The organism is Mesorhizobium sp. M0340, assembly GCF_040321535.1.
GTDB lineage: Bacteria > Pseudomonadota > Alphaproteobacteria > Rhizobiales > Rhizobiaceae > Mesorhizobium.
Genome location: NZ_JAMYRR010000006.1, coordinates 45,853 through 66,856 on the forward strand (window position 1 = coordinate 45,853; position 21,004 = coordinate 66,856).

The window sequence follows — 21,004 nt, forward strand, 5'->3', positions numbered from 1 at the left end:
TTTTTTCTCCTGATCCGGCCCTTTGGGGCTCGTTCCCTGTCTAGAGATAGTGAACCACGAATCGCTCGATAAGTGTTTGCGAATGCGCTTGCCTGAGAGGCGACTCTTCGATAATCGTTGCGCAAAACATTGCAATTGTCGCAGGAACTCGCAAAAATGCCGCTCGACAGGATTGATATCGCCATTCTTGAGACGTTGCAGAAGGATGGGCGGATACCCAATGCAGCGCTCGCCGAGAAGGTCGGCCTATCGCAGTCGGCCTGTTCGCGGCGGCTGGACAATCTGGAGAAATCCGGAACCATCCGTGGCTATCACGCTCGGCTGTCCAACGCTGCACTTGGGCACCAGATGACGGCGATCGTGCATATATCGCTGTCCGGGCAATTCGAGAAGACGTTGTCGGATTTCGAGGCAGCGATAAAGCGCTGCCCGAACGTCCTATCCTGCCATTTGATGTCGGGCGAATATGACTACATCCTGCGCATAGCGGCAAAGGATCTCGTCGACTACGAACGTATCCACAAGGAGTGGCTGTCGGCAATGCCGCATGTGACGAAGATCAATTCGTCTTTTGCCTTGCGCGAAATCGTCGATCGCACAGCGGTGGGAATGAAACCTGAACTCGCCTAGGCCCGAACTCGCCTAGGTGTTGACTGCCTCGGTCACCACACGGTCCATCGGAATGTCGTGCGGCTGCGGGTAGATGGTGACGATGCGCTGCAGTTCGTAGCCGACGCCGATGACCAGCGGTTTGAAGGGCATCGCGGCAAGCGTACGATCGAAGAAGCCGCCGCCATAGCCCAGGCGAAACTGCTCAGGATCGATGCCGACAATCGGCGAAATGACGATGTCGGGTAACACCGGATCGCCGTCAGCCGGTATCGGGATATTCCAGACGCCCTTCTCCAGCCGGTCTCCGTGGGTATAGGCGCGAAAGACAAGCGGCCGGTCTTTCTCGACGACGACGGGCAACGCCGTGCGCCCGCCCCGCGCGTCGACGGTTTCCATCCACGGGCGCAGGTCCGGCTCGCCGCGAAACGGCCAATAGAGGCTGACCACGCGGCCGGCGATGTCACCGATCATCGCGTCGAGCCCTTCGGCAATGCGCTGCGACATGGCTGCGCGCGTGTCGGCTGAAACGGCAAGGCGGGATGCGATCAATCGCTGGCGCTCGGCCTTGCGCCAGCGCCTTACGTCGGTCCAGTCGGATAGCGGCGGTTGGAACTCCGGGTCGAGCTCGTGCATAAAACAAGGCGGCGAGGCGTACTGCGCTGAGCCTTCATCTTCATCCCTAGCCATGCTTCACCTGCAATATATACAGTTCCAACCAAGTCGTATCCTGGACGCAGGCTATATCTGGGAACGAGTCTGCAGCATGCGTATTCACGACATCAAGGGACGACTCCCAGTTAGGTGCAGCGCAGGCATTGCTGCACTGCACAAGGACACTTACATCAGCCTTGGCGAGAGGGATGAGTGAGATGAACACAGCCAACCATCACGTCGTCGTCGTAGGCGCCGGATTCGGCGGTCTCGAATTCACCCGCGCACTTGCCGGCGCGCCGGTGCGTATCACCATGATCGACAGGCGTAATCATCACCTCTTTCAGCCACTACTCTACCAGGTGGCGACGACGGCGCTGGCCACCTCCGAAGTGGCCTGGCCGATCCGCCATCTCCTGCGCAAGCGCGATGATGTGACGACGCTGCTCGCCACCGTTCCCGGCATCGACCGCACCGGCAAGCGCGTGCTGCTGCAGGACGGCGGCACGGTCGCTTACGACACGCTTGTGCTGGCCACCGGCGCGCGGCACGCCTATTTCGGCCATGACGAATGGGAACCGTTTGCCCCGGGCCTGAAGACGCTGGAGGATGCCACCACCATTCGACGGCGTATTCTTTTAGCTTTCGAGCGGGCCGAACGGGAAACCGATCCCGCCAAGCGTCAGGCATTGCTGACGCTGGCGATCGTCGGCGGCGGGCCGACCGGCGTGGAACTGGCCGGCACCATTGCTGAGCTGGCGCACGACACGCTGCGCGGCGAGTTCCGCAACATCGACACGCGGCAGACGCGTGTGGTGCTGATTGAGGCCGGCGACCGCATCCTCTCCAATTTCGCTCCCGAACTCTCCGGTTATGCAACGAAGGCGCTCGAACGGCTCGGCGTGACCGTCGAACTCGGCCGGGCGGTTACGCGCTGCGATGCCGAGGGTGTCGTCTTCGGCGACACACACTTGCCGGCCAGGACAATCCTGTGGGCGGCGGGCGTCGCCGCTTCGCCGGCCGCCGAATGGCTCGGCGCGGCAGCGGACCGCGCGGGCAGAGTGCTTGTCGAGCCCGACCTGAGTGTGCCGGGAAACCCGGAGATTTTCGTCATCGGTGACGCAGCGCACGTCCTGCGGCCGGATGGCCGGCTGGTGCCGGGCGTCGCGCCCGCCGCCAAGCAGCAGGGACGGCACGTCGCCGCGACGATCAAGGCAAGGCTTGCCGGTGACGCGACACCGCGTCCTTTCAGCTACAGGCATGACGGCGATCTGGCGACGATCGGCAAGCGCGCCGCGGCCATCGATTTCGGCTGGATCAAGCTCACCGGCCGGCTTGCCTGGTGGCTGTGGGGCTTGGCGCATATCTACTTCCTGATCGGCTTTCGTAACCGGCTTGCGGTTTCCCTGAGCTGGCTATGGATCTACTTCACCGGTCAGCGCAGCGCGCGGTTGATCACCCAGGGCGACGACGATAAGGGCTGATTGTTCGCTGCCGGACATTCATCGGCGCGTCACCTCCTCTTGATGGAATCGGCTTCTGGACTCGGCTGGATTTCGGCGCGAAGCTTTGCTTCGGGCAGGACTTGTCACGTCGTGGAAGAAAGAGAAAACGAATGTCCCAACTGCGCCACCTCGTCTCACGCCGCGATTTCCTCGCCGGCGTTGCCGCCAGCGGAGCGCTGATCATGCTGCACCCGTTCCCCGCCCGGGCTCAAGCCAATCAGGCGCATCTGAGGATTATGGAGACGACCGACATCCACGTGAATGTGCTGCCTTACGATTACTACGCCGACAAAGCCAACGACACGATGGGGCTGTCGCGAACGGCATCGTTGATTGAAGCCGTGCGCAAGGAAGCAACCAACGCGATGCTGGTCGATAATGGCGACCTTCTACAAGGCAACCCGATGGGCGACTACATCGCCTACGAGAGAGGGATGAAGGATGGCGATCTGCATCCGGTCATGAAGGGCATGAACCTGCTCGGCTACGAATGCTCGACGCTCGGCAACCACGAGTTCAACTATGGCCTGTCGTTCATGGACAAGGTGCTGGCCGGTGCCAATTTTCCGTTCGTCTGCGCGAACCTGATCCGCGGCACCGAGCTCGCCGCGAACCCGCGCGACGACAAGCTCTATCTCAAGCCGTATGTCATCCTCGACAGGAAGATCAAAGACGGATCGGGCGCCGAGCAACCGATCAGGATCGGCATCATTGGCTTCGTGCCGCCGCAGATCATGGTCTGGGACCTGAAAAATCTCGAAGGCAGTGTCAAGACGCGCGACATCGTCGAGGCGGCCAAGGCGTGGGTGCCGCAAATGAAGGAAGAAGGCGCCGACATCGTCATTGCGCTCTCCCATTCCGGCATCGACGTGAAGCAAAGCGACATGATGGAGAATGCCTCCGTCTTCGTGGCAGGTGTCGAAGGCATCGATGCGGTGTTCACCGGCCACCAGCACCTCGTCTTCCCTGGCAAGAAGGACTTTCAGTTGCTGGAAGCCGTCGATCCGGCGAAAGGCACGCTGCAAGGCAAGCCCGCCGTTATGGCCGGCTTCTGGGGCTCGCATATGGGGCTGATCGATCTGTTGCTGGAGCGCGACGGATCGACATGGAAAATCGTCTCGGCGACCTCTGAGGCCAGGCCGATCTTTGAGCGGGTCGACAAGACGAACAAGCCGACCGTCGCGGACGACCAGCGCATCGTCGACGCGCTCAAACAGGATCACGAGGCGACGCTCGCCTATGTGCGCCGGCCTGTCGGCAAAACCTCGGCGCCGCTCTATTCCTATTTTGCGCTGGTCGCCGACGATCCATCGGTCCAGATCGTCAGTCAGGCGCAGACCTGGTACTTGAAGGACATCCTGAAGAACACCGAGTGGAAGGATATGCCGCTGCTGTCGGCAGCGGCACCGTTCAAGGCGGGTGGGCGCAACGGCGCCGACTATTACACCGACGTGCCGGTGGGCGATATCGCCATCAAGAACGTCGCCGACCTCTACCTCTATCCAAACACGGTGCGCGCCGTCGAAATCACCGGAGCGGAGGTGAAGGAATGGCTGGAAATGTCGGCCGGCATCTTCAACCGGATCGAACCGGGCAAAGCCGACCAGGCGCTCATCAACACTGACTTCCCATCCTATAATTTCGACGTGATCGACGGCGTCACCTACAGAATCGATCTGTCGCAGCCACCGAAATATGATTCGAAGGGCGGGCTGGTGAATGCTGGCTCGAACCGCATCATTGACTTGATGTTCAACGGCAAACCAATTGATCCCAACCGGAAATTTGTCGTCGCCACCAACAACTACCGAGCCGGCGGCGGAGGCAATTTCCCGCAGATCAATGCCTCGAAGATCATCTACGAAGCGCCCGACACCAACCGCGATGTGATCGTGCGCTATATCGTCAGCAAAGGCACCATCAATCCGTCGGCGGACGCCAACTGGTCGTTTGCGCCACTACCGGGAACCAGTGTCGTATTCGAGACCGGCGCCAGGGCAAAGGATTTCATTGCGCAAGTGACGTCGCTGAAGATCGAGCCGGCGGGCGAGGGCGAAGCAGGGTTTGCCAAGTACCGCATCACTCTCTAGGTGAGGATTTGAACATCGACTCGAAACTGTCTCAGCGTTAAGATACTGTCCGGTATAGCAAACCTTTTTCCAGCAGATGGCCTTGTCACCCGCGTGGTGCGAAACGCCGCTTGACGGCAGGCATGACCAGATCCAGTGCGTCCGTCGAAATCCCACCGGAATAATCGTCCGGCAGTTGGTCGATCGAGGCTGGGTCGTCGAGGCCTTGTGAAAAGCCGCCGCCGGAATAGGGACCGAGCAGGTAGACATGGCTGCCGACACCGTCCATACGGTCGAGAAAACGGTCCGGCCAGCCCCACATCCACTTGGCGATATTGACGGGGATGAGCAAAGTGCCCTGGCGGCAGGCATCAGGAACGTAGCCGCTCCAGCCGAGCGCAGTGTAGCGAAGAATGCAGCGCGTCAGGGATGCGCGGCTCAGCGTGTGCGTATCCGGCAATGCTGCCTTGACCGCGTCCATAGGCCTGTCGCCGCCATAGACCGTCAGATTGGCGCGCTCGGCCGGCGTCAATGTGGCGAGCCAGGCAGCCAGCATCTCGCCTTCCTTGGGATCGTTGCTTTTGACGTTGATGTTGAAGCGCCGGTTCGGGAAGCGCTGCAAGACTTCATCCAGCGACGGCATCATGCCGACACCCTTGCCGCGAAACGGAAAGGTCTTGCCGCCATCGGCAGTGTAGCCATAACCAATATCGAGCGTCTTCAATTCGGACATTGCATGGCTGCGCGTTTCACCCTTGCCGTCGGTGCGACAATCCGGCGTCCAATCGTGGAAGACGGCGAACTTGCCGTCCGTGGTAGGATGGACATCAAGTTCGAGCGCGTCCGCACCGAGCGCGAAGGCGGCTTCCATCGACGGTATCGTGTTCTCGAGGAAGGAATGGCGCGGCGTCAGCATGCGAGCGGCCGTGCATGTTTCCGATCCGAGGTTCGTACGGTCGAAATCCTGAGCCAGGCCGCGATGCGCAAGCACCGAAGGGGTGCCGGCCGGCCGGCTCGAAAGCAGCGAGGTGTTGTTGAGCCAGATGCCGCCTGTAGCGACAAGAATTGCAACGAGGGAGATCGTCCGTCTGCGCATGATATGATTTCCCATTGGCCGTTATGGCCGCATCCTGCGTCACGATCGGACTTTTTGACGGCCGGGCAGATCAAACGGCCGCTAAAGATTCCCGGGGAGGGTCCCCAGCAGCGTTGGAATCGTTATGGTTGCAACCGTCCATATGCGCTAGTTTTAGTCATGCGTTATGTCATCGTCATCACGACCGTCACCTTTTTCCTGATCTGGGACGGCATTTACAACCAAGGCCGCTACCTCGATAGGACGGTCAGGGAGGTAACCCGCATCGTGCACTATGTGACCAGCATGGTGTAGTTTCTCTTCGCTGCTACGGTTCGCAGACGCGACAAACCTGCCGATTGACGGCACACTGCCGCTGACACAAAAGAACGCCGGTCCAACGGTCGAGGAGGCTGGGTTGATCCGGCATATCGTTTTCTTCAGCGCACGGCATAAAGCGGATGTCGAGGCAGTGCGCACGGGCCTCCTTGCGCTTGGCAAGATACCTCATTCGCGTCACTTCGAGGTAACGCTCAACACCAAGGTCGACCCGCTCTCGGATGAGATCGATGTGGTCGTCTACGCCGAGTTCGAGGACGAAGCGGCGCTCGCCGCCTACAAGGCGCATCCGCTCTATGCAGAGACGACCAGCCGGGTCAAACCGCTACGCGAATTGCGTTATTCGGCCGACATCGTTGCAAGTAGACGAGCCGCCGTCCCCTAGGCGCTGATAGTGGTCTTGCCGCTGAGGCGTCGGCCAAGCCCTTGAACCATTTTCAGGAATGAGGCACACCGCGCGGGACATGACCGAGAACACCTGCGCAAGGCCTCATCCGCTCGATCATCTGGTGCTGCCGACCGCGAGCCTCGATGTTGCGCGGGCGCGCTTGACCCTGCTTGGCTTTACCGTTGCGCCGACAGGTATCCACCCTTTCGGAACGGAAAACTGCTGTGTCTTCCTCACCGACGGCACCTATCTCGAGCCGCTCGTGGTCGCCGACAGACAGGCCGTGGCAAAGGCGATCGCGAACCGCAATGTCTTTGTCGCGCGTGATCGCACCTATCGCGAAGAAAACGGCGATGAAGGATTTTCTGCCGTGGCGCTGGGCACCGAAAGCGCCGCCGCGGACTACGCGCGCTACATGGAAGCCGGTCTGTCGGCGGGAGACGCGCTAAGCTTTTCGCGCGCCTTCACCGATGCGACGGGAAAGAGCGACACCGCATCGTTCAAACTGGCCTTCGCGGCTACAGGCAAGGCAACGGACGCTTTTCTCTTCGCCTGCGAGCGGATCAATGCGCCGAACGTCGACCGCACTGCGTTGCAGGCGCACGCTAATGGCGCAACCGGCATTGTCGAAGTCGTGGCAGTCACTGGCGAACCTTTCGAACAAGGCCGCTTGATTTCGATCGTAGCCGGAATCGAGGCGCCGGGCGGCACTGTCTATAAGCTGCCGAATGCCGTCGTTACCATTCTGGATCCTGCAGCCTATTCGGCACGCTTCGGCATTCCCGCCGGCGCGCCATCTGAACTCCGCTTTGCCGGGATCGTCTTTTCGATTGGGCACGCCGACGCCGTCGCCAAACTGCTTGCAGCCAATTCCGTCGAACATCACACGCGCGGCAGTGATATCATCGTGCCGCCCGCGCCAGGGCAGGGCGCCGCCTTTATTTTCCGGGAGATCGCATGAACAAGCTCAATCCACTGATGCCGAACTCTTCCGTTGCGGTCGGCAAAGTCATTTTCGGCAACAGCGCGCCCTTATCGCTGATCGCCGGTCCATGCCAGCTGGAATCGCGGCAGCACGCTTTCGACATGGCCGGTGCGCTAAAGGAATTGACCGAAAGGCTCGGCATTGGGCTCGTCTACAAGACCAGCTACGACAAGGCCAATCGCACCTCGCTTGGCGGCACGCGCGGCGCGGGACTTGAAGTGGCAATGCCGATCTTCGACGACTTGCGCAAGAATTTTGCGCTGCCGATCCTGACCGACGTCCACACTGAGGAACAATGCGCGATCGTCGCTCCGCATGCCGATATCCTGCAGATTCCTGCCTTCCTCAGCCGCCAGACCGATTTGCTGATTGCTGCGGCAAGAACCGGCAAGGTGGTCAATGTGAAGAAGGGCCAATTCCTCGCGCCGTGGGACATGAAGAACGTCGTCGCCAAGATCATCGGCTCCGGCAACGCCAATGTCTTGGTGACCGAGCGCGGCGCATCCTTTGGTTACAACACCCTGGTGTCCGACATGCGGGCGCTGCCGATCATGGCCGAGATCGGCGCGCCGGTGATTTTCGATGCCACCCATTCCGTGCAGCAACCGGGTGGGCAGGGCGGTTCGTCTGGAGGCGACCGGCGCTTTGTCGAGACGCTGGCGCGCGCGGCCGTCGCGGTTGGCGTCGCCGGCGTCTTCATCGAGACGCACCAGGACCCCGACAACGCGCCTTCCGACGGTCCCAACATGGTGCCGCTAAAGGATCTTCCCGCATTGCTTGAACGACTGATGGCCTTCGATCGCATCGCCAAGAGCGTGGGTTGAACCAGCAGTTGCGCCACAGCAGCGTCGTCAAGAAAACTTTGAAGAATTTCGAACCCGCCTGGAACCTTAGCCCGCGGCCCTCATTGTCAAAATCTAATGTCAACGACGACGAGGAGAACACCATGACGACCCAGACGGGACACACCGAAGCCATCGCCGCTTCGCGGGTTATCGGCACATCGGTCTACAACACGGAAGGCACTCATATCGGCGACATCGAGGACGTCATGCTCGACAAATTGTCGAACGGAATCATGTTTGCCGTGATCGGTTTTGGCGGATTTCTCGGCATTGGCGAGAAATACCACGCCATTCCGTGGGCGAGCCTTGATTATGACGAGAACAAGGGTGGCTATGTCGTGCCGTTCACCAAAGACCAGCTGATGGCCGCTCCTTCTTACTCGATCAACGAGCTGACCGGCGCCGACGGCGAGGCCGCACGTGACGCCTCATACAACTACTACAAGGTCGAGCCTTACTGGCATTGACCTTACTGGCACTGACTATCTCCTGGAATCAAAAAGGCCCCCGGGAAATCGGGGGCCTTTCGATGTGGCGGGATGCTACTGCGCAATCTGCAGGGCCGGCAAAGGCGACGATCCCTGCGGGGGTTGCTGATTGTCGCACGACGTCAGGAACGCAGCCGCGATCAGGAACAAACTCACAATACCGCTCAACTGGGACATGGCGAAACTCCTCCTGTTTCGCCCCGCGCGACAACAGCCATAAACCAGAAACCGGCATGCCGCGTATGACAAATGATGACAGTGTTTTGTGCTTCGTGAGTCCCAAGAGCGGCAATGGGCGCGGGCAATATTTGCAACTGCCCCGATTGCGTTTTGCGGCGCTTTGGCTAAGAGGTGCGCGACGCTTTAATCGATCAATCGGGGACATCGCAATGACGGCCATCATCGACATTGTCGGGCGTGAAATCCTGGACAGCCGCGGAAATCCGACCGTCGAGGTCGACGTCGTGCTCGAAGATGGCTCGATGGGTCGCGCCGCGGTGCCGTCCGGTGCCTCTACCGGCGCGCATGAGGCGGTCGAACTGCGCGATGGCGGCCCCCGCTATCTCGGCAAGGGCGTGCTCACGGCGGTCGAGGCGGTGAACGGCGAGCTGTTCGAGGCGATCGGCGGCATGGAGGCAGAGAATCAGATCCATATCGACCAGACCATGATCGAGCTCGATGGTACGGCCAACAAGAGCCGGCTCGGCGCCAATGCCATCCTCGGCGTGTCGCTGGCGGTGGCCAAGGCCGCGGCCGAAGCGGCCGACCTGCCGCTCTACCGTTATGTCGGCGGTACCAAGGCCCATGTGCTGCCGGTGCCTATGATGAATATCATCAATGGCGGCGCGCATGCCGACAACCCGATCGATTTCCAGGAATTCATGATCCTGCCGATCGGCGCGCCGACGCTGCGCGACGGCGTGCGCTGGGGCTCGGAGATCTTTCATACGCTGCGAAAGAAGCTGAAGGACGCCGGCCATAACACCAACGTCGGCGACGAGGGCGGCTTTGCTCCCAACCTGAAGAGTGCGCCGTCCGCGCTCGACTTTATCATGGAATCGATCGAGCAGGCTGGCTTCAAGCCTGGCGAGGAGGTTGCGCTAGGCCTCGACTGCGCGGCGACCGAATTTTTCAAGGATGGTAACTACGTCTATGAAGGCGAGAGGAAAACCCGCGACCCGAAGGCACAGGCCAGATATCTGGCCAAACTTGCTGCCGACTACCCGATCATCACCATTGAGGACGGCCTGGCGGAGGATGACTGGGACGGTTGGAAAATGCTGACCGATCTCATCGGCAAGCAAACGCAGCTGGTTGGCGACGATCTGTTCGTCACCAACACGGCGCGGCTGCGCGACGGCATCCGCATGGGTGTCGCCAATTCGATCCTGGTCAAGGTCAACCAGATCGGCTCGCTTACCGAAACGCTCGACGCCGTCGAGACCGCGCACAAGGCCGGCTATACCGCGGTGATGTCGCACCGCTCGGGCGAGACCGAGGATTCGACCATCGCCGACCTCGCCGTTGCCACCAATTGCGGGCAGATCAAGACAGGCTCGCTGTCGCGCTCGGATCGCATGGCCAAGTACAACCAGCTCATCCGCATTGAGGAGGAGCTCGGCAAGCAGGCGCAATATGCCGGCAAGTCGATCGTGAAAAGCTGATTTCGAGAGAAAATCCGTGGCGGCGAGGGCGGGGACATTCCCGCCCTTTTTTGCTTCCTGGCTCTGAATCCAACAGGCTGTAACCGTCCATTAAGCACAATCGGGCGACAAAGGCGGCCTAGAGGATTCGGACCATGTGGACACGCCAGCACAAGCAAAGAAACACCGGCCGGCTGATCATCCCCTCGCTCTGCGTGGTGTTCCTGACTTATTTCGGCTTCCATGCCTATCATGGCGAGTTCGGCATCTATTCCAAGTATCAGCTCGAAGCCGAGACTGTCGAATTGCGGGGCAGGCTCGATGCCGTCAAGGCGCGCCGTGTCGATCTCGAGCGCCGCGTTCAGCTGATGCATGAGGGCACGCTGGAGAAGGACATGCTGGACGAGCAGGCGCGCAAGGCGCTTAATCTGTCCCACGCCGACGAGATCACCATCATGTTGCCGGGCACAAGATAACCCGATTTCAGTTAATCAGCGATATCTGCAATGATTTTAATTGGTTAGATGCATGACAGCCATGCGTTTTCGGCATGGCGAAAGCCTTCCCTGCATGTTAGCCTGCCTCAAATCGGTGGGAGAACTGATCTCCCTCGCTGTCCGCCAAGAGACGCCAACAGGGAGTGATGCATGGCCACCGCCACCAGAAAAGCGCCCGCCAAATCCAAATCAGACGGTAAAACGCCGGGCCTTTCCACCCCGAAGCCTGTTGAATTCACCAAAGACCAGGAGCTTGCCGCCTACCGGCACATGCTGCTCATCCGCCGCTTCGAGGAAAAGGCCGGCCAGCTTTACGGCATGGGCTTCATCGGCGGTTTCTGCCACCTCTACATCGGCCAGGAAGCGGTCGTTACCGGCATGAAGATGGCGCTGATCGATGGCGACCAGATGATCACCGCCTATCGCGACCATGGTCATATGCTGGCCATGGAGTTGTCACCGCGCGGCGTCATGGCCGAACTGACCGGGCGCCGTAGCGGCCTGTCGAGAGGCAAGGGCGGCTCCATGCACATGTTCTCCAAGGAGAAGCATTTTTACGGCGGCCACGGCATCGTCGGCGCGCAAGTGTCGCTCGGCACCGGCATTGCCTTCGCCAACCGCTATCGCGGCAACAACAATGTGACGCTGACCTATTTCGGCGATGGCGCAGCGAACCAGGGCCAGGTCTACGAAAGCTTCAACATGGCCTCGCTGTGGAAGCTTCCGGTGATCTACATCATCGAGAACAACCGCTACGCCATGGGAACCTCGGTCTCGCGCTCTTCGGCCGAGACGGATTTCTCGCACCGCGGCGCCTCCTTCAAGATTCCAGGCATCCAGGTCGACGGCATGGATGTGCGCGCCGTTAAGGCCGCCGGCGACCTCGCCGCCGAATGGTGCCGCGCCGGCAACGGGCCGCTCATTCTCGAAATGCAGACCTATCGTTACCGCGGCCATTCGATGTCGGATCCGGCAAAATACCGCTCCAAGGAAGAAGTGCAGAAAATGCGCTCCGAACGTGACCCGATCGAGCAGGTCAAGGCGCGGCTGCTCGACAAGAAATGGGCAAGCGAGGACGAACTCAAGGCCATCGACAAGGAAGTCCGCGACGTCGTCGCCGACGCCGCAGAATTTGCCCAGAACGACGCGGAGCCGGATCCGTCCGAGCTCTGGACCGACATCGTACTTTAACGAGAGGGCAAGGACATGCCGATCGAAATTCTCATGCCCGCCCTCTCGCCGACCATGGAAGAGGGTAATGTTTCCAAGTGGTTGAAAAAAGAGGGCGACAAGGTCGTAGCCGGTGACGCCATTGCCGAGATTGAGACCGACAAGGCAACGATGGAAGTCGAAGCCGTGGACGACGGCACGCTTGCCAAGATCGTGGTTCCGGCCGGCACCGAGGGTGTCAAAGTCAACACACTGATCGCTGTGCTGGCCGTCGATGGCGAAGACGTCGACGAGGCAGGCGAAGGTATCGGCGAGGAGGCCATTGAGTCGCAAGCGGAAGCGCCCGCGGCTGCTCCGCCCCCCGCGGCTGCTCCGGCCAAGAGCGAAGCTGCAGCACCTGTTGTCGCCGCACCCAGGCTGGAAATTGCCGCCGATCCCGACGTCCCGGCCGGCACCGAAATGGTCTCGACCACGGTACGTGAAGCCTTGCGCGATGCAATGGCGGAGGAAATGCGCCGCGACGGCGATGTCTTTGTCATGGGCGAGGAGGTTGCCGAGTACCAGGGCGCCTACAAGATCACGCAAGGCCTGTTGCAGGAATTCGGTCCGCGGCGCGTGGTCGACACGCCGATCACCGAGCACGGCTTTGCCGGCGTTGGTGTTGGCGCGGCGATGGCCGGCTTGAAGCCGATCGTCGAATTCATGACCTTCAACTTCGCCATGCAGGCGATCGACCAGATCATCAATTCTGCCGCCAAGACGCTCTACATGTCTGGCGGCCAGATGGGTGCCCCGATCGTCTTTCGCGGCCCGAACGGGGCGGCTGCCCGCGTCGCCGCGCAGCATTCGCAATGCTATGCCGCCTGGTACAGCCATATTCCCGGCCTGAAAGTGGTGATGCCTTATACCGCCGCCGACGCCAAGGGTCTGCTTAAGGCGGCGATCCGCGACCCGAACCCGGTCATCTTCCTCGAGAACGAAATCCTTTACGGCCACTCCTTCGACGTGCCGAAGATGGACGATTTCGTGCTGCCGATCGGTAAGGCACGCATTCACAAATCCGGCAAGGACGTGACCATCGTCTCGTTCGGCATCGGCATGACCTACGCGATCAAGGCCGAGGCGGAGTTGCGTGGCATGGGCATCGATGCCGAGATAATCGACTTGCGCACCATCCGCCCGCTCGACTTCGACACGATCATCGCTTCGGTCAAAAAGACCAATCGCCTGGTGGTGGTCGAGGAAGGCTTTCCGCAGAACTCGGTCGGCGACCATATCGCCAATCAGGTCTCGCAGCGGGCCTTCGATTTCCTCGACGCACCGGTCATCACCATTGCCGGCAAGGACGTGCCGATGCCCTATGCGGCGAACCTCGAAAAGCTGGCGCTGCCCAATGTCGGCGAGGTCGTCGAGGCGGTCAAAGCCGTCACGTATCGCTGAGCAGGGCGGAGGACAAAATGCCTATCAACATCACCATGCCGGCGCTGTCGCCCACAATGGAGGAGGGCAACCTTTCCAAGTGGCTGGTCAAGGAGGGCGACAAGGTTTCGCCCGGCGACGTGATCGCCGAGATCGAGACCGACAAGGCAACGATGGAAGTCGAAGCCGTCGACGAAGGCACGGTTGCCAAGCTGGTGGTTCCGGCCGGCACTGAAGGCGTCAAGGTCAATGCGCTGATCGCGGTGTTGGCGGCTGAGGGGGAGGATGCGGCGGCCGCCGCGAAAAGCGGTGACGGCGCTGCGCCGGCAAAGGCTGAGGCTCCGAAAGCGGACGCCTCCAAAGCTGAAACACCAAAGCCCGAAGCGCTGAAGCAGGAACCTGCCGCACCTGCAGCTAAGGCGGAAGCGGCGCCGGCCGCCAACGGCCATGCAAACGGTGAGCGCATCTTCGCCTCGCCGCTGGCCCGGCGCATCGCCAGCGAAGCCGGTATAGATGTCGCGGCGCTGACCGGCTCCGGCCCTCACGGCCGCGTGGTAAAGGCCGATGTCGATGCCGCGATTTCCAGTGGCGGCGCCAAGGCGGCACCAGCAGCAAAAGCGGCCCCCGCCGGCGCTGCGGCGCCTGCGGCCGCAGCACCCAAGGCGATGCCGGACGAGCAGGTGCTCAAACTGTTTGCCGAAGGCTCCTACGAGCTGATCCCGCACGACAATATGCGCAAGACCATTGCGCGGCGGCTGGTCGAGGCCAAGACCACCATCCCGCATTTCTATCTGACGCTCGACTGCGAACTCGACGCACTTCTGGCCCTGCGCACGCAGATCAATGCGGCCGCCCCGGTGAAGAAGACCGAGAAGGGCGAAACGCCGGCCTACAAGCTGTCGGTCAACGACATGGTCATCAAGGCTCTTGCCATGGCGCTGATGGCGGTTCCGGACGCCAATGCGTCGTGGACAGAAAACGCCATGATCAAGCACAAGCATGCCGATGTCGGTGTCGCCGTGTCGATCCCCGGCGGCCTGATCACCCCGATCATCCGCCGTGCCGACGAAAAGACGCTGTCCGTTATCTCCAACGAGATGAAGGACCTTGCCGGCCGCGCCCGCAGCCGCAAGCTGAAGCCGGAAGAATATCAGGGCGGCACCACGGCGGTGTCCAATCTCGGCATGTTCGGCGTCAAGGATTTTTCTGCCGTCATCAACCCGCCGCATGCGACAATCCTGGCGGTCGGCGCCGGCGAGCAACGCGCGGTGGTGAAGAACGGCGAGATCAAGATCGCAACAATCATGTCGGTGACGCTGTCGACCGATCACCGCGCAGTCGACGGTGCGCTCGGCGCCGAGCTGCTCGTCGCCTTCAAGCGCATGATCGAAGATCCGATGGGCATGCTGGTCTAAGCAGGGAACAGGGCGGTGCGGAAATTCTACACCAGCCTTTTCGCCTCCATCCAATCCGGCTCGTAAACGATTATCGTACATTGGCTGTTCGGGCGGTAGCGATTGCGGATAGGTCTTTGTTGGAGGGGGGAAAACGCATGAAAACGGTCCTCTGCTATGGCGATTCGCTGACCTGGGGCTATGACGCGGCAAGCCTCGGCCGACACCCGCTGGAAGATCGCTGGCCGAGCGTGCTGCAGGCGGCATTGGGCAGCGGCGTCGAGGTCGTTGCCGAAGGCCTGAATGGCCGAACCACCGCCTTCGACGATCACTTGGCCGGGGCGGACCGCAATGGCGCAAGGCTGTTGCCAACAATCCTGACGACGCACGCACCGATCGATCTGATCGTCGTCATGCTCGGCGCCAACGATATGAAGCCGTGGATTCACGGCAATCCTGTCGCGGCAAAGCAAGGCATGCAACGCCTGATCGATATCGTGCGCGGTCACGATTACCCGTTCAATTGGCCGGCGCCGCAGATCCTGATCGTCGCGCCGCCCGTAGTCAGCCGCACGGAAAACGCCGAGTTCAAGGAAATGTTCGCTGGCGGCGATGACGCGTCAAAGCGGCTGGCGCCGCAATATTCCGCCCTTGCCGACGAGGCCGGCTGTGGCTTCTTCGATGCCGGCACGGTGGCCAAAACCACGCCGCTCGACGGCGTCCATCTCGATGCCGAAAACACGCGGAACGTCGGGCAAGCGCTGGCGCCGCTCGTGCGCCTCATGTTGGAATTGTGAAGGAGAAAGCCGTGGCTGAGAACTACGACGTCATCATCATCGGCTCCGGCCCCGGCGGCTATGTCACTGCAGTGCGTTCGGCGCAGCTTGGCTTCAAGACGGCGATCGTCGAGCGCGAGCACTTGGGTGGCATCTGCCTGAACTGGGGTTGCATTCCGACCAAGGCGCTGCTGCGCTCCGCCGAGATCATGCACTATTCGGATCATCTGAAGGACTACGGCCTGAAGATCGACGGCAAGGTCAGCGTCGACACAGCCGCCGTCGTCGATCGGTCACGAAAGGTCTCGCTGCGGCTCAACGGCGGCGTCGGCTTCCTGATGAGGAAGAACAAGGTTGACGTCATCTGGGGCGAAGCCAAGCTGACCAAACCTGGCGAGATCGTTGTGTCGAAATCGTCGAAGAAGCCGATGGAGCCGCAGCCGCCGGCGCCCAAGGGCGTCAAGGGCGAGGGCACCTATAGCGCCAAGCACATCATTCTGGCGACCGGCGCCAGGCCGCGCGCGCTGCCCGGCATCGAGCCTGACGGCAAGTTAATCTGGACCTATTTCGAGGCGATGGTGCCGACAGAGATGCCAAAATCGCTGCTGGTGATGGGCTCGGGCGCCATCGGCATCGAGTTCGCCTCGTTCTACCGCACCATGGGCGCCGAGGTGACGGTGGTCGAACTGCTGCCGGCTGTGATGCCGGTCGAGGACGCCGAGGTCTCGAAATTCGCGCAGAAGCAGTTCGAGAAGCAGGGCATGAAGATCATCCTAGAAGCCAAGGTGACCAAGGTCGAGAAGGGCACTAACTCGGTCACCGCGCATGTCGAGATGAAGGACGGCAAGGTCGAGAAGATCACCGCCGATCGTATGATCTCGGCCGTCGGCGTACAGGGTAACATCGAAAACCTCGGCCTCGAGACGCTCGGCGTGAAGACCGACCGCGGTTGCGTCGTCGTCGACGGCTACGGCAAGACCAACGTGCCGGGCGTCTACGCCATCGGCGACGTTGCCGGACCGCCGATGCTCGCCCACAAGGCCGAGCATGAGGGCGTGGTCTGTGTGGAAAAGATCGCCAATTTCCCCGGCGTGCATGCCACCGACAAGCTGAAGATCCCAGGCTGCACCTATTGCAATCCGCAAGTCGCCTCGGTCGGACTGACAGAAGCCAAAGCGAAAGCCGACGGAAAGGACATCCGTGTCGGCCGCTTTCAGTTCGCGGCAAACGGCAAAGCGATTGCGCTCGGGGAGGACCAAGGCTTCGTCAAGACCATTTTCGACAAGAAGACCGGCCAGTTGCTGGGTGCCCACATGGTCGGCGCAGAAGTAACCGAACTGATCCAGGGCTTCGTCGTGGCGATGAATCTGGAGACCACCGAGGAAGAGCTGATGCACACGATCTTCCCGCACCCGACGCTGTCGGAGATGATGAAGGAGAGTGTACTCGACGCCTATGGTCGCGCACTGAATGCATGATAAATTAGTTGGGCGAGTCTCACAGGGAAGACACAAAGGAACTCGACGGCAGAGCAATTCGTTTCGCAGGCATCATCCATCATACAAGGAGAGGGCATATGGAAATGAACGGCGTGGGCTGGGTAGCAGCCATCATCATCGGTGGCCTGGCGGGATGGCTCGCCGAGATGGTCATGAAGAGCAATACCGGCATCCTCATGAACATCGTTCTCGGCGTTGTCGGCGCAATCGTGTTGAACGCCATCTTGCAGGCCCTGAACATCGGCATCTTCGGCGTCGGCTGGATCGCCTATCTGATCACCGGCTTCATCGGCGCGTGCATTCTGATTGCGGTCGGACGACTGGTGCGCCGCTAACCTCTGTCGGCACTTGCTATGCGAAAAAGGCCACCGGGGCATGCGTGATCGCGGCCTTTTTCTTTTCGCCGAAAAGTCCTAGATGACGTGGGTAGAGCGAGCGCTGGACAAGCGCTTGCCAATTAGCCGGGTTTCACATGGTCACCGTCCTCGACACGATTGCCAATGCGCCGCGCTTGCGGCATCCCGAAAAGGCGCACAAGCCGGATCAGGACGTACTGCGCAAGCCCGACTGGATCCGCGTCAAGGCGCCGATGTCGAAAGGCTATGCCGAGACGCGCGAAATCGTGAAGTCTCACAAACTGGTGACGGTTTGCGAAGAGGCGGGCTGCCCCAATATCGGCGAGTGCTGGGAGAAGAAGCACGCCACCTTCATGATCATGGGCGAGATCTGCACGCGGGCCTGCGCCTTTTGCAATGTCGCCACCGGCATCCCGACCGCACTCGACCCCGACGAGCCGGCGCGTGTCGCGCATGCGGTCAAGCAGATGGGCTTGAGCCATGTCGTCATCACCTCCGTCGATCGCGACGATCTCGCCGATGGCGGGGCCCAGCATTTTGCCGATGTCATTCGCGCGATCAGGGCAGCAACCCCGTCGACGACGATCGAAATCCTGACGCCCGATTTCCTGCGCAAGGACGGTGCGCTGGAGATCGTCGTGGCGGCCAAGCCGGATGTTTTCAACCATAATCTCGAGACCGTGCCGTCTAACTATCTGACGGTTCGGCCGGGCGCGCGCTATTTCCACTCGATCAGGCTCTTGCAGCGGGTCAAGGAGCTTGACCCCTCGATCTTCACCAAGTCCGGCATCATGGTTGGCCTTGGCGAGGAGCGGAACGAAATCCTGCAACTAATGGACGATCTGCGTTCGGCCAATGTCGATTTCATGACCATCGGCCAATATCTGCAGCCGTCGAAGAAACACCATCCGGTGATCCGCTTCGTCACGCCTGAGGAATTCAAGTCCTTCGAGACGATCGGCAAGACCAAGGGCTTCCTGCTGGTGGCGTCAAGCCCGCTGACGCGCTCGTCGCACCATGCCGGCGACGATTTCGCCAGACTACGCGCGGCGCGTGAAGCGTTTCTCAGGAAGTCCGCCTAACAAACTGGTTTCATGCCACAATTCGAAGCCCATCGCCGCGTCGCGCATACGCCGGAGCAGATGTTCGCTCTGGTCGCCGATGTCGAATCCTATCCGCAATTCGTGCCGCTTTGCGAGGCACTGACGGTTCGCTCACGCAAGGAACGCGACGGACGCACCTTGCTCATCGCCGACATGAGCATCGGCTACAAGGCGATCCGAGAGACCTTTACCACGCAGGTGCTGCTGAAGCCGGACGAGAACGCCATCGATGTCAAATACATTGACGGCCCTTTCAAATATCTGAGCAATGTCTGGCGCTTCGACCCGGCCGACGGCAGCGGTTGCAACGTCTGCTTCTTTATCGACTACGAGTTCAAGAGCCGCATTTTGGGTGCGTTGATGGGAACCATGTTCGACCGCGCCTTCCGCATGTTCTCCGAGGCGTTCGAGAAAAGGGCCGAAATCATCTACGGCGCGCCATCGGCAGCCTGATCCGCAGCGAGCGCGCGCAGACCCAGCTCAAGCGCATGCCGGACCGTCTCCCGGCGGATAAAATCACGGCCCTTGTCGGCGAACAGCTGGCATTCGCTGACTACCGGCCGGCCAGCCACGGCAACGCCGAACCAGACCAGGCCGACGGGTTTTTCCGCCGAGCCGCCGGCCGGACCGGCGATGCCAGTTACCGCCAGTGCAAGCCCGGCCGGCGAATGGGCCAAGGCTCCGGCCGCCATCTCCACTGCGGTCTCGCGCGAGACCGCACCGTGCGCCTCGAGCGTAGCGGCCGAGACGCCGAGCATCTCGGTCTTGGCCTGGTTGGAATAGGTGATGAAGCCTCGATCGACCACCGCGGAAGAGCCGGCGATGTCGGTCAGGGCGGCGATGATCATGCCGCCGGTGCAGCTCTCGGCCGTCGCCAGCGTGATGCCGCGCTGCTGGCAGGCCTGAAGCAGGGCATCTGCGAGATCGCTATTGCTCACTCGGGGACATCCCCTGGAAACACGACGCTGGCGGTCGCGATGGCCGCTATGCCTTCCTCACGGCCGACGAAGCCGAGCTTCTCATTGGTTGTCGCCTTGATCGAAATGCGATCGAGCGAAATTCGCAGGATTGCGGAAAGCGTTTCGGTCATCGCCTCGCGATGCGGGCCGACGCGCGGCGCCTCGCAGATCAGGGTGATATCGGCGTTGGCGATGCGCCCGCCGCGCGCGCGCACCAGCTTGGCCGCGTGTTCGACGAAGATGCGTGAAGCGGCCCCTTTCCACTGCGGGTCGGAGGGCGGGAAATGCGTGCCGATGTCCCCGGCGCCGCAGGTGGCGAGCAGGGCGTCGGTCAAGGCGTGGAGACCGACATCGGCATCCGAATGGCCGGACAATTTCCTGTCGTGTGGAATGGCGACGCCGCACAAGGTGACATGGTCGCCGGGCTCGAACGCATGGACGTCATAGCCATTGCCCGTTCGGATGTCGGGAAAACGTGGGGCGCTAGAAAGCCGCTGATCCGCCATTGCAATATCCCGTGCCCAAGTCAGTTTGACGTTGTCCGGCGAGCCGGGAACGATCTTCACCGGAATATGCGCCCATTCGGCGATTGCCGCATCGTCGGTGAAATCCGCTTTGCCCAGATGATGAGCCTTTTCGTGCGCAGCCAGGATCGGCCAGAACGGAAAGCCTTGCGGTGTCTGTGCGGCATAAAGCCCGGCCCTGGACACGGTTTCGCCGATCATGCCTTCTGCCGTTTCGCGCTTGAGCGTATCGGCAACCGGCAAAGCCGGCAGTGCCCCCTGGCGCTCGCCAATAGCGGCGATCGTGCGGTCTATTAGTTCCGCATCGACAAACGGCCGGGCCGCATCATGGATCAGGACCCGGCCCGGCGCATTGCTTCTCAACGCCAGCAGTCCAAGGCGGACGGACTCCTGCCGTGACGTACCGCCGGTCACAGCGACGACACGGTCGGCGTTCGCACCGGCCGTACGGCGGAAAAGCGCGCCGTCGTCGGCATGGATAGCAACGACGACAGGTCCAATCTTCGGATGCGTCAGAAAGGCGCCGAGCGTGCGTGCAATAACGGCGCCGCCGCCAATTTGCTGGTACTGCTTTGGCCCATTGGCCTGTCCGGCGCGCGCGCCGCGGCCGGCAGCAACGATGACCACGGCGACCTTGTCGTCCGCAGCTTGCTTTTCGCTCACATCTCTCATGCCGAGACGCTTAACCCATGATCCCGAAAAGTGGT

The 21,004-nt window shown here is 61.1% G+C and carries 23 protein-coding genes; 18 read left to right on the forward strand and 5 right to left on the reverse strand.

Features of this window, described 5'->3' with window-relative positions; all coding sequences use genetic code 11:
* The first annotated feature begins 156 nt into the window (after nt 1-156).
* Entirely contained in the window at nt 157-630 is a 474-nt protein-coding gene (locus NKI79_RS10915; RefSeq protein WP_023675099.1) for an Lrp/AsnC family transcriptional regulator, read from the forward strand.
* A gap of 12 nt (nt 631-642) precedes the next feature.
* On the opposite strand, the gene NKI79_RS10920 is transcribed toward NKI79_RS10915, so the two are convergent.
* Entirely contained in the window at nt 643-1,299 is a 657-nt protein-coding gene (locus NKI79_RS10920; protein ID WP_352801498.1) for a 5-formyltetrahydrofolate cyclo-ligase, read from the reverse strand.
* A 182-nt stretch (nt 1,300-1,481) separates the two neighbouring features.
* Here NKI79_RS10920 and NKI79_RS10925 point away from each other — a divergent pair, with 182 nt between their 5' ends.
* The gene (locus tag NKI79_RS10925; protein WP_352801500.1) at nt 1,482-2,747 is read left to right on the forward strand and encodes an NAD(P)/FAD-dependent oxidoreductase; all 1,266 of its coding nucleotides are present in this window, start codon (nt 1,482-1,484) and stop codon (nt 2,745-2,747) included.
* 131 nt (nt 2,748-2,878) lie between these two features.
* The gene (locus NKI79_RS10930) at nt 2,879-4,858 is read left to right on the forward strand and encodes a bifunctional 2',3'-cyclic-nucleotide 2'-phosphodiesterase/3'-nucleotidase (protein ID WP_352801502.1); all 1,980 of its coding nucleotides are present in this window, start codon (nt 2,879-2,881) and stop codon (nt 4,856-4,858) included.
* Nucleotides 4,859-4,943: 85 nt separating this feature from the next.
* Here the strand turns inward: NKI79_RS10930 and NKI79_RS10935 are convergent, their stop codons facing one another.
* Nucleotides 4,944-5,933: a glycerophosphodiester phosphodiesterase family protein gene (locus tag NKI79_RS10935; RefSeq protein WP_352801504.1), complete on the reverse strand. Its 990-nt coding sequence runs from the start codon at nt 5,931-5,933 to the stop codon at nt 4,944-4,946.
* A gap of 159 nt (nt 5,934-6,092) precedes the next feature.
* Here NKI79_RS10935 and NKI79_RS10940 point away from each other — a divergent pair, with 159 nt between their 5' ends.
* The 5 genes from NKI79_RS10940 (at nt 6,093) to NKI79_RS10960 (ending at nt 8,936) form a co-directional block, all read left to right on the forward strand.
* Nucleotides 6,093-6,227, forward strand: a complete 135-nt coding sequence (locus tag NKI79_RS10940) for a hypothetical protein (RefSeq protein ID WP_292655342.1) — start codon at nt 6,093-6,095, stop codon at nt 6,225-6,227.
* A gap of 103 nt (nt 6,228-6,330) precedes the next feature.
* Nucleotides 6,331-6,636, forward strand: a complete 306-nt coding sequence (locus tag NKI79_RS10945) for a Dabb family protein (protein WP_352801506.1) — start codon at nt 6,331-6,333, stop codon at nt 6,634-6,636.
* Nucleotides 6,637-6,715: 79 nt separating this feature from the next.
* On the forward strand, nt 6,716-7,600 hold the full coding sequence (locus NKI79_RS10950) for a VOC family protein (protein ID WP_352801507.1): 885 nt from the start codon (nt 6,716-6,718) through the stop codon (nt 7,598-7,600).
* Nucleotides 7,597-8,448, forward strand: coding sequence for a 3-deoxy-8-phosphooctulonate synthase (gene kdsA / locus NKI79_RS10955; protein WP_352801509.1), 852 nt, complete (start codon nt 7,597-7,599; stop codon nt 8,446-8,448). The genes NKI79_RS10950 and kdsA overlap by 4 nt, the downstream gene beginning before the upstream one ends.
* Nucleotides 8,449-8,570: 122 nt before the next feature.
* On the forward strand, nt 8,571-8,936 hold the full coding sequence (locus NKI79_RS10960) for a PRC-barrel domain-containing protein (protein WP_023675091.1): 366 nt from the start codon (nt 8,571-8,573) through the stop codon (nt 8,934-8,936).
* A 75-nt stretch (nt 8,937-9,011) separates the two neighbouring features.
* Here the strand turns inward: NKI79_RS10960 and NKI79_RS10965 are convergent, their stop codons facing one another.
* A complete protein-coding gene (locus NKI79_RS10965; protein WP_084642452.1) occupies nt 9,012-9,134 on the reverse strand; it encodes a hypothetical protein in 123 nt (40 codons plus the stop codon).
* A gap of 212 nt (nt 9,135-9,346) precedes the next feature.
* Here NKI79_RS10965 and eno point away from each other — a divergent pair, with 212 nt between their 5' ends.
* The 10 genes from eno (at nt 9,347) to NKI79_RS11015 (ending at nt 19,267) form a co-directional block, all read left to right on the forward strand.
* Entirely contained in the window at nt 9,347-10,621 is a 1,275-nt protein-coding gene (gene eno, locus NKI79_RS10970) for a phosphopyruvate hydratase (RefSeq protein ID WP_352801511.1), read from the forward strand.
* 134 nt (nt 10,622-10,755) lie between these two features.
* Nucleotides 10,756-11,076: an FtsB family cell division protein gene (locus tag NKI79_RS10975; protein WP_352801513.1), complete on the forward strand. Its 321-nt coding sequence runs from the start codon at nt 10,756-10,758 to the stop codon at nt 11,074-11,076.
* 171 nt (nt 11,077-11,247) lie between these two features.
* On the forward strand, nt 11,248-12,288 hold the full coding sequence (gene pdhA, locus NKI79_RS10980) for a pyruvate dehydrogenase (acetyl-transferring) E1 component subunit alpha (RefSeq protein ID WP_352507419.1): 1,041 nt from the start codon (nt 11,248-11,250) through the stop codon (nt 12,286-12,288).
* A gap of 15 nt (nt 12,289-12,303) precedes the next feature.
* The gene (locus NKI79_RS10985) at nt 12,304-13,707 is read left to right on the forward strand and encodes a pyruvate dehydrogenase complex E1 component subunit beta (RefSeq protein WP_352801515.1); all 1,404 of its coding nucleotides are present in this window, start codon (nt 12,304-12,306) and stop codon (nt 13,705-13,707) included.
* 17 nt (nt 13,708-13,724) lie between these two features.
* Nucleotides 13,725-15,101 (forward strand): pyruvate dehydrogenase complex dihydrolipoamide acetyltransferase, encoded by a 1,377-nt coding sequence (locus tag NKI79_RS10990; RefSeq protein ID WP_352801516.1) that lies wholly within the window; start codon nt 13,725-13,727, stop codon nt 15,099-15,101.
* Nucleotides 15,102-15,238: 137 nt separating this feature from the next.
* The gene (locus NKI79_RS10995) at nt 15,239-15,877 is read left to right on the forward strand and encodes an SGNH/GDSL hydrolase family protein (protein WP_352507416.1); all 639 of its coding nucleotides are present in this window, start codon (nt 15,239-15,241) and stop codon (nt 15,875-15,877) included.
* Between the two features lie 11 nt (nt 15,878-15,888).
* A complete protein-coding gene (gene lpdA / locus NKI79_RS11000) occupies nt 15,889-17,334 on the forward strand; it encodes a dihydrolipoyl dehydrogenase (RefSeq protein ID WP_352801518.1) in 1,446 nt (481 codons plus the stop codon).
* A gap of 98 nt (nt 17,335-17,432) precedes the next feature.
* Nucleotides 17,433-17,690 carry a GlsB/YeaQ/YmgE family stress response membrane protein gene (locus NKI79_RS11005; RefSeq protein WP_352801520.1) on the forward strand — a complete coding sequence of 86 codons (258 nt, stop codon included), beginning with the start codon at nt 17,433-17,435 and terminating at the stop codon, nt 17,688-17,690.
* Between the two features lie 137 nt (nt 17,691-17,827).
* Nucleotides 17,828-18,793, forward strand: coding sequence for a lipoyl synthase (gene lipA, locus NKI79_RS11010; RefSeq protein ID WP_254817194.1), 966 nt, complete (start codon nt 17,828-17,830; stop codon nt 18,791-18,793).
* Nucleotides 18,794-18,805: 12 nt separating this feature from the next.
* A complete protein-coding gene (locus tag NKI79_RS11015; RefSeq protein ID WP_352801522.1) occupies nt 18,806-19,267 on the forward strand; it encodes a type II toxin-antitoxin system RatA family toxin in 462 nt (153 codons plus the stop codon).
* On the opposite strand, the gene NKI79_RS11020 is transcribed toward NKI79_RS11015, so the two are convergent.
* A complete protein-coding gene (locus tag NKI79_RS11020; RefSeq protein ID WP_254817196.1) occupies nt 19,243-19,752 on the reverse strand; it encodes a CinA family protein in 510 nt (169 codons plus the stop codon). The genes NKI79_RS11015 and NKI79_RS11020 overlap by 25 nt on opposite strands.
* The gene (locus tag NKI79_RS11025; RefSeq protein ID WP_352801524.1) at nt 19,749-20,969 is read right to left on the reverse strand and encodes a bifunctional 2-C-methyl-D-erythritol 4-phosphate cytidylyltransferase/2-C-methyl-D-erythritol 2,4-cyclodiphosphate synthase; all 1,221 of its coding nucleotides are present in this window, start codon (nt 20,967-20,969) and stop codon (nt 19,749-19,751) included. The genes NKI79_RS11020 and NKI79_RS11025 overlap by 4 nt, the downstream gene beginning before the upstream one ends.
* Between the last annotated feature and the right edge of the window lie 35 nt (nt 20,970-21,004).

Coding starts and splice junctions, on each gene's coding strand:
- NKI79_RS10915 (WP_023675099.1), top strand. CDS start 157: ATGCCGCTCGACAGGATTGATATCGCCATTCTTGAGACGTTGCAGAAG.
- NKI79_RS10920 (WP_352801498.1), bottom strand. CDS start 1,299: ATGGCTAGGGATGAAGATGAAGGCTCAGCGCAGTACGCCTCGCCGCCT.
- NKI79_RS10925 (WP_352801500.1), top strand. CDS start 1,482: ATGAACACAGCCAACCATCACGTCGTCGTCGTAGGCGCCGGATTCGGC.
- NKI79_RS10930 (WP_352801502.1), top strand. CDS start 2,879: ATGTCCCAACTGCGCCACCTCGTCTCACGCCGCGATTTCCTCGCCGGC.
- NKI79_RS10935 (WP_352801504.1), bottom strand. CDS start 5,933: ATGCGCAGACGGACGATCTCCCTCGTTGCAATTCTTGTCGCTACAGGC.
- NKI79_RS10940 (WP_292655342.1), top strand. CDS start 6,093: ATGCGTTATGTCATCGTCATCACGACCGTCACCTTTTTCCTGATCTGG.
- NKI79_RS10950 (WP_352801507.1), top strand. CDS start 6,716: ATGACCGAGAACACCTGCGCAAGGCCTCATCCGCTCGATCATCTGGTG.
- kdsA (WP_352801509.1), top strand. CDS start 7,597: ATGAACAAGCTCAATCCACTGATGCCGAACTCTTCCGTTGCGGTCGGC.
- NKI79_RS10960 (WP_023675091.1), top strand. CDS start 8,571: ATGACGACCCAGACGGGACACACCGAAGCCATCGCCGCTTCGCGGGTT.
- NKI79_RS10965 (WP_084642452.1), bottom strand. CDS start 9,134: ATGTCCCAGTTGAGCGGTATTGTGAGTTTGTTCCTGATCGCGGCTGCG.
- eno (WP_352801511.1), top strand. CDS start 9,347: ATGACGGCCATCATCGACATTGTCGGGCGTGAAATCCTGGACAGCCGC.
- NKI79_RS10975 (WP_352801513.1), top strand. CDS start 10,756: ATGTGGACACGCCAGCACAAGCAAAGAAACACCGGCCGGCTGATCATC.
- pdhA (WP_352507419.1), top strand. CDS start 11,248: ATGGCCACCGCCACCAGAAAAGCGCCCGCCAAATCCAAATCAGACGGT.
- NKI79_RS10985 (WP_352801515.1), top strand. CDS start 12,304: ATGCCGATCGAAATTCTCATGCCCGCCCTCTCGCCGACCATGGAAGAG.
- NKI79_RS10990 (WP_352801516.1), top strand. CDS start 13,725: ATGCCTATCAACATCACCATGCCGGCGCTGTCGCCCACAATGGAGGAG.
- NKI79_RS10995 (WP_352507416.1), top strand. CDS start 15,239: ATGAAAACGGTCCTCTGCTATGGCGATTCGCTGACCTGGGGCTATGAC.
- NKI79_RS11005 (WP_352801520.1), top strand. CDS start 17,433: ATGGAAATGAACGGCGTGGGCTGGGTAGCAGCCATCATCATCGGTGGC.
- lipA (WP_254817194.1), top strand. CDS start 17,828: ATGGTCACCGTCCTCGACACGATTGCCAATGCGCCGCGCTTGCGGCAT.
- NKI79_RS11015 (WP_352801522.1), top strand. CDS start 18,806: ATGCCACAATTCGAAGCCCATCGCCGCGTCGCGCATACGCCGGAGCAG.
- NKI79_RS11025 (WP_352801524.1), bottom strand. CDS start 20,969: ATGAGAGATGTGAGCGAAAAGCAAGCTGCGGACGACAAGGTCGCCGTG.